Source organism: Planomonospora parontospora, assembly GCA_014647935.1.
GTDB classification, from domain to species: Bacteria; Actinomycetota; Actinomycetes; order Streptosporangiales; family Streptosporangiaceae; genus Planomonospora; species Planomonospora parontospora.
In genome coordinates, this window is the sequence record BMQD01000006.1 from 41,635 (window position 1) to 53,124 (window position 11,490).

Sequence of the window (11,490 nt, forward strand, 5' to 3'; positions counted from 1 at the left end):
GGAGGTCGTGGGCGGGCAGGCGGTGCACGAGAAGGCGGTGTGCGGCCGGACCGGGGGAAACGGGCGGGAGCCCCCGGACCGGCCGCGGCTCAGTGGGCGAGTCCGACGTACTCGAACCAGTCGAAGTCGGCCGTGTTCCCGCCGTTCCCGCCGTTCCCGCCCGCGGCGTACATGCCGATGTAGGCGCCGGTGAAGCCGCCCGCCACGGTGGAGCTCAGCAGGCGCCCGTCCACCGGGTCCCCCGCCGTCAGCCACTCGCCCGGGGCCGTGGCGCAGCGCATGCGGTACTCCTGGCCCCGCGCCTCGATCCCCAGCACGATCCGGCCGCCCGGCACCGGGACGCGGGCCGTGACCTCCTCCTTCCCGCCCTCCCGGCGGACCACCTCCAGCCCCCGTTCCGTGAGCACGTAGCGGATGTGGAAGTCGTCGTTCTGCACCAGCACCAGCCCCGCGCACTCGCCCGGGCCGGGGGTGAAGTCGAGCGAGGCGTGCACCGCGAAGTCCCGGTGCTGCTGCCGCCGCGCCACCAGGCTCGGGTTCGCCCGCTCGCAGAGCGTCTGCGGGCGGACCCGCAGCCGCAGGTGCCCGGGGCGCTCGGTCAGGCTCCAGTACGGCTCGCGCGGCGTGCGCAGGTGGTTCCAGCACGGCGCCAGCCGCGGCGCGTCGAAGTGGTCGCAGGCGGGCTCGGCGGGCCAGCGGTGCTCGGACAGGTCCGGGGCCGGGCCGTACGGCTCGACCCGTGACACGAGCGGCCAGCCGTCCTCCCAGCGGACCGGCGTCAGGAAGGTCTCCCGGCCGAGGTTGTAGTGGTAGCCGCCGTAGGGGCGCATGGCGAGCAGGACCATCCACCACTGCCCGTCCGGCGTGCGGACCAGGTCGGCGTGGCCGGTGCCGGTGATCGGGTGGTCGCGGCCCAGGTCGCGGTGGGTGAGGATGGGGTTGCGCGGGTTGCCCCGGTAGGGGCCGGTCACCCGCTCCGACCGCGCGACCGTGACCGCGTGGTCGATGTCCGTGCCGCCCTCGGCGATCATCAGGTAGTAGCGGCCGTCCACCTTGTACAGGTGGGAGGCCTCCGGCCAGACCGCGTCCCGCAGCGCACCGGTCCAGAGCACGTGCTCCGGCCCGGTCAGGGTCATGGACTCGAGGTCCAGCTCGCGCAGGAAGACCTCGCCTAGGCCGTCGTCGCCGACCGGCCGGTTGGCGGTGACCCACGCGCTCCCGTCGTCGTCGAAGAAGAGCGACGGGTCGAAGGCCGTCGGCATCTCCAGCGGGTACGGATCGCTCCACGGCCCCGCCGGGTCGGTCGCGGTGACCACGAAGTTCTCCAGCCCGTCCACCAGCGTTGTGATCATGTAGAACACGCCGTCGTGGTGGCGGATGGTGGGGGCGTAGATCCCGCCGCTCGGCCGGATCCCGTCCAGCGGCAGCTGGGACGGGCGGTCCAGGACGTGCCCGAGCTGCCGCCAGTTCACCAGGTCGCGGCTGTGGAAGACCGGCACCCCGGGATACCACTCGAAGCTGGAGGTGACCAGGTAGTAGTCCTCCCCCACCCGGCAGATCGACGGGTCGGGGTGGAAGCCCGGGATGACGGGGTTGGCGAACGTCCTCACGTGCTCTCTTCCGCTTTCTCGTACCGTTCCCCGGCTCACCGGGCGAACCCGAGCACGCCCCAGCGGGCGGTGCTGAGGTGGGCCCGGCCGGTCGGGTCGCTCCAGGTCACCGCGGCGGTACGGCTCGCCCCCGTCGCGTCGTTCACCTGGACGTCGAAGCCCAGCAGCGCGTCCCCGCCGAGGGCGGCGGTCGGCAGCCCGATCGTGGCCTCGACGACGTACCCGCCGGGCACCTGCCGGACCGCGCTCGTCAGGTTGCCCTCTATGGCGGCGGGGTCCAGGGGGCCGCCGACCGTCCGCCTGCCGGTGAAGGAGATCCGGTACTGGCCGTCGTCGTCGCCGTAGCCCTTGGTCTTGCCGTTGTCGGCGTCCACGAAGATCTCCACCGAGTCCTGCTGCCAGGCGTCGGGGGACTCCTCGCTTAGCCGCGGGTCGTTCACCCGGGCGAGCACGTGCAGGCGTCCGGCGTCCCACAGCGTGCGCACCCTCGCGGTCGCCCCGGCCGAGCCCTGGACCCAGGTCGCGGTCCGGATCTCCGGCGCCCTGGCCCACACGGCGTCCACGGTGCCGTCGATCTGCGGTGTGCCCCGGACCGCCGTGGTCGTGCGCACCGCCGGGACGGGGGTCATCTCGCCCGCCCAGACCAGGGCGTCCTGCGAGGAGGCGTCGCGGACGGTCAGCCGGACCCCGCCGGCGCCGGAGGCCCCCGCGGGCAGCAGCGCCTCGACCCGGTAGCCGCCGGCGGTCTTCCCGACGTGCGCCCGCAGGCCCTTGGCGTGCGGGGCGGTGCGCCGGATCACGTGGTCGGTTCCGCCGACCGTCACGGTCACGGCGTCCTGCCCGTCCCGTGCGGGGTCGGTCACCTCGGCCAGCACCGACAGGCCCTTGGCGGAGCGGCGGAACTGGATCCCCGCCGACAGGTCGCCGTTCCTGGCCAGGAGCACGTCGGGCAGCAGGTCCCACTCCCGGTCGCGCCTGCCGTCGATCTTCGGCGTGCCCTCGGGCACCTCGACGTCGTGGACCAGGGGCTCCAGCCTGGCGGGGTCGACCACGCCCCAGTAGGCGGGCTTGGCCTGCAGCCGGTCGTCGAAGAGCAGCGGCGCGTTGAGCCGGGTGATGGGGAAGGTCGACAGCCAGGTGTCGTCGTCGGCCAGTCCCCAGAGCGTGACGGAGTTCAAGTGCCCGCTCTGCCTGCGGAAGACGTCGAAGATCTCCTTGTACCGGTGCCCCTGCTTCAGCAGGAGCGCCGCGGGGATCTCGGGGTAGGACTGGACGAAGTCGGTGTAGACGCTGACGTCCAGCTCGGTGACCTGCTGGTCGACGCCGAGGCCGGCGATCAGCTCGATGGTCTCCTCGATCTCCGAGGCGTGCGGCTGCTCGATGTTGACGTGCAGCTGGTGGCCGACGCCGTCGATCGGCACGCCCTCTGCCCTGAGCTTCTTGACCAGCTCGTACAGGGCCCGGCGCTTGCGCGGGAACTCGGTGTTGTAGTCGTTGATGTAGAGCTTGGCGTCCGGGTCCACCTCCCTGGCCACCCGGAAGGCGGTGCGGATGTAGTCCAGCCCGGTGGTCTGGAACCACTTCGACCGGCGCAGGCCGTCCGGCTGGTTCTCGTCGACGACCTCGTTGACCACGTCCCAGGCGTACAGCCTGCCCTTGTAGCGCCCGGCCACGGCCCGGATGTGGTTCTCCAGCCGGCGCAGCACGTCGGCCTTGGTGCCCTCGAACACCCAGTCGGGCGTCTGACTGTGCCAGGCGAGGGTGTGGCCGCGCACCTTGAGCCCGTTCGCGTGGGCGTAGTCGACCAGGTGGTCGCCCTCGGCGAAGGTGAACTCGCCCTCGCGCGGCTCGGTGGCGTCCCACTTGAGCTGGTTGCCGGGGGTGACGCTCTCGAAGTGCCTGCGCAGCAGCTCGCCGTGCTCGCCGAGCGTCTGGGGGCGCTGCACCGCGGTGCCGATGGTGAAGCCGAGGACGTCCTTGAGCGCGGGGATGTCCCGCTGGATCGGCACCGCCGGGACGTGGACCAGGGTGAAGTCGTCCACGGCGAACGGCGTGGTGCCCGAGGCCGACTCGACGTACACCGCCAGGAAGTCGACGTCGTGGCCGAGCGTGTAGGTGCCCTTCAGCTCGGTCCACTGGCCGGCCGCGACCTCGCGGGGCGCGGCGATCTGGTCGTAGCTCGGCGTGTCCCCGCTGCGCCGTTCGATCGACAGGCCCAGCGAGGTCGCCTCCTCGGGACGCACCCAGACCGAGGCCGTGTACTTGGCGCCCTTGGCCATCACCGGCAGGACGTCCAGCGCCGGCCCGTCCCAGGAGGCGGAGCGGTCGGACACGGCCAGGCCGTACCCTCCCTGCCGTGCGGCGGAGGGGGTGGCGGCCAGGGTGGCGGAGGCGCGCGCCCGCCATCCCTGGGCGGTGCCGGTCTCGAAGTCGGTGCTCGTCCCGTTCCCGTCGCCGGAGCCGGACTCCTCGGTGATCGTGACGTCGTCGAGGCGGTAGGCGGCGGCCGGGTCGGAGCTCTCGGCGTACAGCTGCAGATCGGTGGAGGCGCCGGTGAAGGTGTACCGCCCCGACAGCTCCACCCATCCGGTGTCCCCGACGGTGGCGGCGGCGACACGCTCGTAGACCGCGTCCCCTCCGTCGGGGGTGCGCTGCACGGTCAGCGCGACCGTGCTCTCCCCCGCCACCGCGCGGGCGAAGGCGGTGACCGCGTAGGTCCGCCCTTCGGCGAACCCCGGTGCGACGGCCGCCCCGTGCCAGTTCTCGCTGCGGCCGGTGACCAGCAGCGAGGCGGTCCCGGAGCGGGCGAGTCCGGACGGGGCGGTCACCGAGACCCCGTCGCCGCGGGGTGCCCACCCCTGCGTGCCGGATTCGAAGTCGTACGTCACCGGTTGCGCGGCGTGCGCCGGTCCCGGGACGGCGACGAGCGTCGCCAGGCACAGCAGGGCGGCGGTCAGCAGGGAGCGGAGGGAGCTCATGGGGGGTGCTCTTCTCTCGGCGGACGGGATTCGGCGGGGGTGCTGCGGGCCCGGCTCAGCCCGCGAGGTTCGCGGTGAGCAGCTCGATGAGCGGCTCACGGCGCACGCAGGCCGGCAGGGCGAACGAGTCGGCCAGGGCGACCAGCTCGTCGTCGGAGAGGCCCTTGAACAGGGCGGCGTACTCCGGCAGCAGCGCCTGCGCGACGAGGATGTGCCGGATCAGGTCGTCGGTCTGGTAGCGGGCGCCCCACGGGTAGGGGTCCCACTCGGGGAACTCGGTCTCCACCAGCTGGTGCAGCGGCGCCAGGACGTCGGCCGACTCCTCCATCGTGGAGCCCCACCGGTCGGCGCCCAGGCGCGTCTTCTTGGCGATGAAGTCCCCGAAGCGCCGCAGGTACGGCCCGGCGGGGTCCGCGCTCACCAGGCCCTGCAGGCCGACGTCCTTGTAGGTCCACAGCGCCCAGCCGGCCTGGTGCTCGTCGAAGATCTCCAGCTGGTCGGTGAGGATCTGGTAGCGCTGCGCGTCGATCTCGGGGTCGCCGGTGTAGACGGGGCCGAACTCGCCCACCCAGATCGGCGTGCCGGTCTCGCGCTGGAAGGCGGTGCGCCGCTCGAAGGTTCGCACCAGGTGGTCGCGGTCCACCCACTCGCCGCGGGTGTAGCCGGGGTACGGCCCGCCGTGCGCGAAGCCGGCCAGGGCGTAGTCGTGGCAGACGAAGACGGTGTTCTCGTAGACCTCGCGGAAGACCGAGAAGTCGGTGGAGTAGGTGTTGCCGTCCAGGAAGAGCACGTGGCCCGGGTCGACGGCGCGCAGCGCCTTGACCAGCCGGTCGTAGAACGGGCCGACCACCTTGCCGCTGGGGTCGCCGGGCTCGTTGACCGGGTTGTAGCCGGCCACGTAAGGCTGGTCGCGGTAGCGGTCGGCGATCGCCTCCCACATGTGCACCACGCGGTCCTGGAAGTGGCGGTGCTGCCAGAACGCGGCCACGTGGGTGGGGTTGTCGGAGTGCCAGTGCTGGTTCTGCGACCCGGGCACGGCGTGCAGGTCCAGCACGCTGTAGATGCCGCGCTCGGCGAGCAGGCCGATGACGCGGTCGAGGTGGCGGAAGCCGTGCTCGTCGATCTCGAACGGCCGGTCGTCGGACTCCAGGTGCCGGTAGTTGAACGGGATGCGCACGCAGTTCATCCCCGCGGCGGCCAGCAGGTCGGCGTCCTCGGGGCCGAAGAAGGAGGTCAGCAGCCGGTCGAAGAACAGCTCCGCCCGGTCCTCCCCGATCGCCTCACGCACCGAGTTCCGCATCCCGGCCTCGTTGGCCGGGTAGCCGGTAATGAAGTTCTCCATGTTGAGCCAGCCCCCGAGGCCGACTCCACGCAGCCTCACCGGAGTGCCTGCCGAGTCGACGAGTTGGGATCCGGAGACACGCAGAGTCATCAAATCTCCCTTATCACGGAGAGTAGAGATCTTGTGAAAGTTTCATTGAACTTCCGAATGTTTCGCTCTCGGGCGAGGATAGATAATTGCCCGTTATGCGTCAATACGACTATGGAAGCGCTCCCAGTGACCGGTGACACAGCAGGAGGAAACCCCGAAACTTTTCGGGTACACTCCGTGCCATGCCAACGAAGAAGCGGGTGACGATCGCGCTGATCGCCGAAGAGGCCGGAGTCTCCGTCCCCACGGTGTCCAAGGTCATCAACGGCCGTCCGGAGGTCGCACCGGAGACCCGTCAGCGGGTGGAACGCCTGCTCCACCTGCACGGTTACCAGCGCCGGGTCGGCCAGGCCGACGGGCCGGCGGGCCTGGTCGACCTGGTCTTCTCCGAGATCGAGAGCCCCTGGGCCATGGAGATCGTGCGCGGCGCCGAGACCGCCGCACGCGAGGCCGGGGCCAGCGTCGTGATCTCCGTACTGCACACCCACGCCGGGCCCGGCCGCGACTGGCTGGAGCGCATCGCGGCCCGGCGCACCGACGGGGTGGTCATCGTGGCCTCCCGGCTCTCGGCCGGCCTGCAGCGCCAGCTCAGCGCCCGGTCGATGCCGTTCGTGGTCGTCGACCCCGAGGGCGAGCCCCCGCCCAACGTCGCCTCGGTGGGCGCCACCAACTGGAACGGCGGGCTGGCCGCCACCCGGCACCTGCTGGAGCTGGGGCACCGCCGGATCGGGATCATCGGCGGCCCGGCCGACATGCTGTGCAGCCGGGCCAGGATCGACGGCTACCGGGCCGCGCTGGAGACCGCCGGCGTCGCCGTGGCCCCCGAGCTGATCCGCCGCGGTGACTTCCTGGTGGACTCCGGCCGCGATCAGGGCCGCGAGCTGCTCGCCCTGGCCGACCCGCCCACCGCCGTCTTCGCCGGCAGCGACCTGCAGGCGTTCGGCGTGCTGGAGGCCGCCCGGCAGCGGGGGCTGCGCGTCCCGGAGGACCTCAGCGTGGTCGGCTTCGACGACCTGCCCCTCGCCCAGTCGGCCTGGCCCTCCCTGACGACCGTCCGCCAGCCGCTCCAGGAGATGGCCGCGCTGGCCACCCGCATGGTGGTGGCCTCCGGGCCGGGCGCCCCGGAGGCCAAGCGCGTGGAGCTGGCCACCGAGCTCGTCGTCCGGGAGAGCACGGCCCCGCCCCGCCACTGAGGGGACCCCTCCGGAGGCGCGCTCCCCGGCCTCCGGAGGGGGGTGTGAAAGCCCGCCCGGGGGGGTCCCCGGGAGGGTCCGTGAAGGGGCGCGCCCCACCGGTGCCGGCCGCCCGGCCCGCGGTGAGGCGCGCCGCCCGCTCATCCCTCAGCCCTTCGTCGCCCCGGCCGTGAGGCCGCTGATGAGCTGGCGCTCGGCGACGGCGTAGAACCCCAGCGCCGGCAGCATCGCCACGATGACGTAGGCGAGCACCTTGGCCGTGTCGGTGGAGTACTGGCCGCTGAACTGCTGGACGCCCACCGGGATCGTCCACCACTCGGGGCTGTTGAAGACGACCAGCGGCAGGAAGAAGTTGTTCCAGCTGTTGACCACCGCGAGCACCGAGACCGTGGCGATGGCCGGTCGGGCCATCGGCAGCAGGATCCGCCAGAAGAAGCCGAACGCGCTGCAGCCGTCGAGCGTCGCCGCCTCCTCCACCTCTCCCGGGATCGTCCGGAAGAACCCCCGCAGGATGACGATCGTCACCGGCAGGGCGAAGGCGGCCTGGGGCAGGATCACCCCGAGCGGGTTGTCCAGCAGGCCCATGGCGCGCAGCAGCACGAACAGCGGGAGGATCGCCACCGCGAAGGGGAACATCAGCCCCATCGTGAACAGGGTGAACAGCAGCTCCCGCCCGCGGAAGGCGAACCGGGCGAAGACGAACCCGGCCAGGGCCGCCGTGGCGACCACGATGAGGGCCGTGGCGATCGCGATGAACGTGCTGTTGCCGACCTGGCGCCAGAAGTCCGGCGAGGCCAGGACGTCGGTGTAGTTCGAGACCACCCACGGCGACGGCAGGCCGAACGGGTTGGTCGACAGCTGCTGGTTGCTCTTGAAGCCGCCGAGCACGCCGTACCCGATCGGGACGACGATCAGCGCTCCGATCGCGATCACGATCGTGTGCAGTCCCAGGTGCCGGAGCCTGCGCTGCGTCCTCGCCCGTTCGCGGCTGCTGATGTGGCTCATCGCTGGTCTCGCATTCCGGTGATCGCCCCTTCGGTGTCACGCCGCAGGACGAACCTCTGGTAGCCGAGCGCGAAGACCAGGCTGATGAGGAACATCACGACGCTGATGGCGCTGGCGTAGCCGACCTGGTAGCGCCCGAAACCGAAGGTGAACATGGTGATGGCCATCGTCTCGGACGAGTGGATGGGCCCGCCCTCGGTGAGCACCCAGACCAGGTCGAACAGCTGGATGGCGCCGATGATGGACAGGAAGGCGCTGATGCGGATCGTCGGCCCCAGCAGCGGCAGCGTCACGTGGCGGAAGACCTTCCAGCCGGTCGCCCCGTCCAGCTGGGCGGCCTCGATCAGCTCGTTGGGGATGCCCTGCCGTCCGGCCAAGTACAGGATCATGTGGAAGCCGAAGTACTTCCAGGTCATGACGATGAACACCGAGTACATGACGCTCGAGGGGTCCGACAGCCAGGTGGAGCTGAGCTCCTCCAGCCCGATCATGCTCAGCATCTCGTTGGCGAGGCCGCGCTCGGGCGAGAAGAACATCGTGAACAGCACCGCGGTGATGACCTCGGACAGCACGTACGGCGCGAAGAACAGCAACCGGTAGAAGGCCCTGCCGCGCATGGGCTGGTTGAGCAGCAGCGCCAGCCCCAGGGCGAGCGGCAGCTGGACCACCAGCGAGAGCACGATCAGGATCAGACCGCGCCACAGGTCCCCGAGGAACACCGGGTCCTCGAACATCCGGGTGAAGTTGTCCAGCCCGATGAAATTGGTCGGCAGCCCGCCGAACCCGTTCCACTTGAACACGCTGGCGTACGCGGCGAGCAGGATCGGCGCCAGCACCAGCAGGACGAACAGCACCAGCGCCGGGAGCAGGAACAGCGTGATCGTCATCAGCGTGCGGCGCCGGTTCCTGCGGCGGCCGGCCGCGCCGCCGCCGTCGGACGAGGGCCGCGCTCGGCGGGGTCCCGGCTGCGCCGGACGCTTGTCCGCCGCCAGGGTCTCCGGTTTCATCGGTTCTCCCCGATCGGGGGGCCGGGCAGGCGCCCGGCCCCTTCCTTCGTCTTCACTCGGTCGTCACTCCGACTTCGCCGCCGTCGTGATGTCGGCGACGACCTGCTCCGGAGTCTTCGACCCGGCGATGAGCTCGGCCACGCTGTCGTTCACCTGCTGGCCGACGGCCGGCGGGTAGGCCTGGTCGAGGTAGAGCTGGTAGCCGGTGGCCTTGTTGAGGCTCTCCGTCACGAGCTTGGCGTGCTGGTCCGTGACCGCGTCCTCGGTGCCCTTGACCGCCGGGAAGATGGCGCCCGTCTTGACACCCTTGCGGTGGTTGTCGGGCTCGGAGATGAACTTGAGGAAGTCGATCGCCTCCGGGGGCGCGTCGGCGCCGACTGCGACGCCGCCGCCGCCGCCGAAGGCCTCCGTCGCCGCGCCCTTGCCGCCCTCGACCGCGGGGAACGGGAAGAAGCCGAGGTCCTCGCCGAGGTCCTTGGAGGTGTCCCGCTGGACGCTGGGGGCCCACTGGCCCATCAGCTCCATCGCGGCCTTGCCGTTGCCGATCGTGGCGGCCTGGCCGTCCGGCTTGTCGTAGTCGGCGCCCAGGAAGCCCGGCTGGAACGGCTCGAGGGCGGTCAGCTCCTTGAGCTTCTGGCCCGCCGTCACGAAGTCGGGGTTCTCGAACGACTTGGTCTCGGCCGCCTGCTTGAGCGCGTCCAGGCCCGCCACGCGCATGGCCAGGTAGGCCCAGTAGTAGTGGCCGGGCCACTTGGCCTTGCCGGCCAGGGCGATCGGGGCGATCCCGGCCGCCTTGAGCTTCTTGACGTCGTCGAGGAACTCGGTCCACGTCGCCGGCGGCGCGTCGATGCCGGCCTTGGCGAAGAGCTTCTTGTTGTACCAGAAGCCGACCATGCCGAGGTCGTGCGGGACGCCGTACGTCTTGCCGTCGATCTGGTAGGCCGACAGGGCGACCGGGGAGAGCGTGTCGGACCAGGAGGCGATGTCGGAGGTGATGTCCTTGACCAGCCCCGCCTCGACCTGCTGGGCCAGCACGCCGCCGCCCCAGGTGTGGAACAGGTGCGGGGCCTTGCCCGACTGGGTGACCGTCGTGAGCTTCGACTTGAAGTTCTCGACGTTCATCGCGTTCACCTTGATGGTGACGTTGGGGTGCTTGGCCTGGTAGTCCTTGACCAGCCCGTTCCAGACGCCCAGCATGGGATCGATGTTGTGGATGGTCCACCACTCGACGGTGACCTTGCCCCCGGAGGAGGCGCCCCCGCCCGATCCCGCGTTGTTGCTCTCCTGGCCGCCGCCGCCGCACCCCGCAAGGAGTAGCGCGGCCGCCGCCAGCGTCACCACACTTCGCCGATTGAACGACTTCACAGTGGTCTTCCTTCCTCTGCCGTCGCTACCGCAGATGTGATCCGCTACCGCGGATTGATCTCTGAAAGTTTCATCGCGTTGCCGATAGTTTCTAGAGATGGCGCTGAGGTTACATTGGCTTTTCCGCGGTATCAACGGCCGTCTTCACACCGTTATCTAGAGGTTGGCGGGAGAGATCCATTGACGCGCCCCGCGAAAGCGCTTACGGTGCGGGACGCGAAAAATCTCGGAGATCTTAAGAAAGTTTCGGACAGCGGTGCCCGCGTGTCATGAACTCGCACGACATGCCTGGTCGAGGCCCTGGCCGGGGATCCTCCTCCGGCGGCACGGATCCGCCCGCGCCGTCGACCCCAGGCGCGGAAAGCGTGTTCCGCGCCGCCGCGGACGCGCCGGTGGCCGGCGGCCCGGCCGCCCGCGAGGAGAGCCGCCTGCGCTCCGAGGTCACCGGCAGGTCCGCCCTGCGGGCCGGGCCCGTCCCCGGCCACCCCTTCTACCGTCTCCACCGCGGAGAACCGTGATCTCCGGCGAGAGCGGGGCGAGGCAGGGCGCGTCCGGCCGGACTCCCGCGTTTCCATCTCCACAAAACGGACATGGGACACCTTAGCGGCCATCACTTCTCGGGGGTGCCCATGAGCTCGAAATCACGGCAGACGAAGGCCCAGCACGAGCAGCGGAAGGCCTCGGCCGCCCGGCAGCAGCAGGCCGGCCCCGCCGCCGGAGGAACGACCGGGGGATCGGTCAGGGGAACGGTCGGGGGGACACCCTCCCGCGCGGGCAAGGCCAGCGGGACGCACGGCGCCGACCACCCCGGCGGCACCGCCCGGGCGCAGCGCCTGGCCAAGCAGTCCCTCCCGCTCCGCCGGGGTCAGCGCTCCGGACCGGGCCGCCCGTCGTCCTGAC

General features: G+C 71.1%; 9 protein-coding genes. 3 read left to right on the top strand and 6 right to left on the bottom strand.

What is annotated here, in order from left to right; all coding sequences use genetic code 11:
* Positions 1 to 89: 89 nt before the first annotated feature.
* The 3 genes from IEZ07_RS11285 to IEZ07_RS11295 are packed head-to-tail and all read right to left on the bottom strand — an operon-like array spanning position 90 to position 6,020.
* Positions 90 to 1,610 (bottom strand): glycoside hydrolase family 43 protein, encoded by a 1,521-nt coding sequence (locus tag IEZ07_RS11285; protein ID WP_191894708.1) that lies wholly within the window; start codon positions 1,608 to 1,610, stop codon positions 90 to 92.
* 35 nt (positions 1,611 to 1,645) lie between these two features.
* A complete protein-coding gene (locus tag IEZ07_RS11290) occupies positions 1,646 to 4,588 on the bottom strand; it encodes an endo-1,4-beta-xylanase (RefSeq protein WP_191894709.1) in 2,943 nt (980 codons plus the stop codon).
* Between the two features lie 55 nt (positions 4,589 to 4,643).
* Entirely contained in the window at positions 4,644 to 6,020 is a 1,377-nt protein-coding gene (locus IEZ07_RS11295; protein WP_191894710.1) for a glycoside hydrolase family 5 protein, read from the bottom strand.
* 182 nt (positions 6,021 to 6,202) lie between these two features.
* Here IEZ07_RS11295 and IEZ07_RS11300 point away from each other — a divergent pair, with 182 nt between their 5' ends.
* Entirely contained in the window at positions 6,203 to 7,213 is a 1,011-nt protein-coding gene (locus IEZ07_RS11300) for a LacI family DNA-binding transcriptional regulator (RefSeq protein WP_191894711.1), read from the top strand.
* A gap of 147 nt (positions 7,214 to 7,360) precedes the next feature.
* On the opposite strand, the gene IEZ07_RS11305 is transcribed toward IEZ07_RS11300, so the two are convergent.
* From IEZ07_RS11305 to IEZ07_RS11315, 3 genes are all read right to left on the bottom strand, one after another.
* Complete coding sequence (locus tag IEZ07_RS11305) at positions 7,361 to 8,218, bottom strand: carbohydrate ABC transporter permease (RefSeq protein WP_191894712.1); 858 nt, start codon at positions 8,216 to 8,218, stop codon at positions 7,361 to 7,363.
* The gene (locus IEZ07_RS11310) at positions 8,215 to 9,225 is read right to left on the bottom strand and encodes a carbohydrate ABC transporter permease (protein ID WP_068898455.1); all 1,011 of its coding nucleotides are present in this window, start codon (positions 9,223 to 9,225) and stop codon (positions 8,215 to 8,217) included. The genes IEZ07_RS11305 and IEZ07_RS11310 overlap by 4 nt, the downstream gene beginning before the upstream one ends.
* 63 nt (positions 9,226 to 9,288) lie before the next feature.
* Positions 9,289 to 10,590, bottom strand: a complete 1,302-nt coding sequence (locus IEZ07_RS11315) for an extracellular solute-binding protein (RefSeq protein WP_239319837.1) — start codon at positions 10,588 to 10,590, stop codon at positions 9,289 to 9,291.
* Positions 10,591 to 10,955: 365 nt separating this feature from the next.
* Between IEZ07_RS11315 and IEZ07_RS11320 the strand changes: the two genes are divergently transcribed.
* Both IEZ07_RS11320 and IEZ07_RS11325 read left to right on the top strand, forming a co-directional pair.
* The gene (locus IEZ07_RS11320; protein ID WP_191894713.1) at positions 10,956 to 11,108 is read left to right on the top strand and encodes a hypothetical protein; all 153 of its coding nucleotides are present in this window, start codon (positions 10,956 to 10,958) and stop codon (positions 11,106 to 11,108) included.
* 111 nt (positions 11,109 to 11,219) lie between these two features.
* Positions 11,220 to 11,489, top strand: coding sequence for a hypothetical protein (locus IEZ07_RS11325; protein ID WP_191894714.1), 270 nt, complete (start codon positions 11,220 to 11,222; stop codon positions 11,487 to 11,489).
* Position 11,490: the final 1 nt, after the last annotated feature.